Origin of the sequence: Actinomyces sp. ph3 (assembly GCF_000308055.1) — a bacterium.
GTDB lineage: Bacteria > Actinomycetota > Actinomycetes > Actinomycetales > Actinomycetaceae > Pauljensenia.
Map to the genome: position 1 here is coordinate 1 of NZ_CAGY01000010.1, position 3,114 is coordinate 3,114.

Below are 3,114 nucleotides of genomic sequence, written 5' to 3' on the forward strand. Positions count from 1 at the left end.
GTGTTTTAGGGTTTGTTTTTTGTTGTTTTTTGTGTCTGTGGTTTTGTTAGTTTTAGTGGGCATTCGGTGGATGCCTTGGCACTCAGAGCTGATGAAGGACGTGGCGGTCTGCGATATGCCTTAGGGAGTTGACGAGCGAGCGTTGATCTAAGGATTTCCGAATGGGGGAACCTAGCTGGTGTTATGGCCAGTTACCACTGCCTGAATGAAATAGGGTTGTGGGGGGAACGCGGGGAAGTGAAACATCTCAGTACCCGTAGGAAAAGATATTCCGTGAGTAGTGGCGAGCGAAAGCGGAGGAGGCTAAACCTTGTGCGTGTGATAGGCGGCGGCCGTTGCGCATGGGGTGTTGTGGGGCATGATCGTCTACCTTCTGCCGGGGGTGGGCATGGCGTGTTGTTGGTGGTTGAACCTCTTGGGATGGGGGACCGTAGTGCGTGATAGTCGCGTAGGCCAGCTGGTGGGGCGCCGTGTGGGTTGTGTTCCCGAGTAGTGCGGGACTCGTGAAATCTCGTGTGAATCTGCCAGGACCACCTGGTAAGCCTAAATACTACTGAGTGACCGATAGTGCATAGTACCGTGAGGGAATGGTGAAAAGTACCCCGGGAGGGGAGTGAAATAGTACCTGAAACCGTGTGCTTGTAAGCCGTCAGAGCCTTGTGGGGTGATGGCGTGCCTTTTGAAGAATGAGCCTGCGAGTCAGTGGCACGTGGCGTGCTTAACCCGTGTGGGGTATGCGTAGCGAAAGCGAGTCTGAAATATGGCGTGTGTCGCGTGTTCTGGACCCGAAGCGGGGTGATCTACCCATGGCCAGGTTGAAGCAAGGGTAAGACTTTGTGGAGGACCGAACCCACCAGGGTTGAAAACCTGGGGGATGAGCTGTGGGTAGGGGTGAAAGGCCAATCAAACTCCGTGATAGCTGGTTCTCCCCGAAATGCATTTAGGTGCAGCGTTGTGTGGTTCCTGTTGGAGGTAGAGCTACTGGATGGCCGATGGGCCCTGTGGGTTACTGACGTCAGCCAAACTCCGAATGCCAATAGGGTGTAGCACGGCAGTGAGACTGCGGGGGATAAGCTTCGTAGTCGAGAGGGAAACAGCCCAGATCATCAGCTAAGGCCCCTAAGTGTGCGCTAAGTGGGAAAGGATGTGGAGTCGCGGTGACAACCAGGAGGTTGGCTTAGAAGCAGCCACCCTTGAAAGAGTGCGTAATAGCTCACTGGTCAAGTGATTTCGCGCCGACAATGTAGCGGGGCTTAAGCGTACCGCCGAAGCTGTGGCAACAACACGTATAGCTGGCGTCATTTAATGATTGTTGGTGTGTTGTTGGGTAGGGGAGCGTCCTGCATGAGGTGAAGCCCGGGGGTAACCTCTGGTGGATTGTGTGGGAGTGAGAATGCAGGCATGAGTAGCGAATCTGCGGTGAGAATCCGCAGCGCCGATTGACTAAGGGTTCCAGGGCCAGGTTTATCCGCCCTGGGTTAGTCGGGTCCTAAGGCGAGGCCGACAGGCGTAGTCGATGGATAACCAGTTGATATTCTGGTACCGCCTAGCAACCGTCCAATACCGAGATCATCATGCTAACCAATTTTGCCGGCCAATGACCGTGCCTTTCGGGGCGTGGTTTGCGGCTGGTCTTGGGACCCGGTGGTGGAGGTAAGCGTATTAACAGGGGTGACGCAGAAAGGTAGCTGCAGTGGGCTGATGGTTTAGCCTATTTAAGGTTGTGGCCCGTCTTTCAGGTAAATCCGGGAGACATTGTGGGTGAGAACTGATGAGGGACGCTTTTAGAGTGGACTTGTGGTGATCCTAAGCTGCCGAGAAAAGCCTCGACGCGAGGGGGCAAGGCGCCCGTACCCTAAACCGACTCAGGTGGTCAGGTAGAGTATACCGAGGCGTTCGAGTGAATCATGGTTAAGGAACTCGGCAAAATTCCTCCGTAACTTCGGGATAAGGAGGACCCCGTGGTTTCCCAACACCTAGCGTGTTGGTGGGGCCGTGGGGTCGCAGAGAATAGGGAGAAGCGACTGTTTATCAAAAACACAGGTGCGTGCGAAGCCGTAAGGCGATGTATACGCACTGACGCCTGCCCGGTGCTGGAAGGTTAAGAGGAACCGTCAACATCCTTCGGGGTGTGAAGCGGTGAATTTAAGCCCCAGTAAACGGCGGTGGTAACTATAACCATCCTAAGGTAGCGAAATTCCTTGTCGGGTAAGTTCCGACCTGCACGAATGGCGTAACGACTTCTCCGCTGTCTCGACCGTGAACTCGGCGAAATTGCAGTACGAGTAAAGATGCTCGTTTCGCGCAGAAGGACGGAAAGACCCCGGGACCTTTACTATAGCTTGGTATTGGTGTTCGCTTGTGCTTGTGTAGGATAGGTGGGAGACTGTGAAGCCGCGGCGCCAGCCGTGGTGGAGTCGTCGTTGAAATACCATTCTGGTTCAAGCGGTCACCTTAACCTAGACCCGTGATCCGGGTTGGGGACAGTGCCTGGTGGGTAGTTTAACTGGGGCGGTTGCCTCCTAAAATGTAACGGAGGCGCTCAAAGGTTCCCTCAGCCTGGTTGGTAATCAGGTGGCGAGTGCAAGTGTACAAGGGAGCTTGACTGTGAGACCGACGGGTCGAGCAGGTGCGAAAGCAGGAACTAGTGATCCGGCCATGGCACGTGGGTGCGTGGTCGCTCAACGGATAAAAGGTACCCCGGGGATAACAGGCTGATCTTGCCCAAGAGTCCATATCGACGGCATGGTTTGGCACCTCGATGTCGGCTCGTCGCATCCTGGGGCTGGAGTTGGTCCCAAGGGTTGGGCTGTTCGCCCATTAAAGCGGTACGCGAGCTGGGTTCAGAACGTCGTGAGACAGTTCGGTCCCTATCCTCTGTGCGCGTAGGAAACTTGAAAAGGGCCGTCCCTAGTACGAGAGGACCGGGATGGACGAACCTCTGGTGTGCCAGTTGTACCGCCAGGTGCATGGCTGGTTGGCTACGTTCGGGAAAGATAACCGCTGAAAGCATCTAAGCGGGAAACTTGCTTTGAGATGAGGTTTCCACACCCCCAGTGGGTGGAAGGCCCCCGGCAGACTACCGGGTTGATAGGCCAGAGGTGGAAGCACCGC

General features: G+C 55.3%; 1 rRNA gene. It reads left to right on the plus strand.

Features of this window, described 5'->3' with window-relative positions:
• Nucleotides 1-43: 43 nt before the first annotated feature.
• Nucleotides 44-3,114: ribosomal RNA gene (locus HGAS_RS08320) — 23S ribosomal RNA — on the plus strand; the annotation flags it as partial.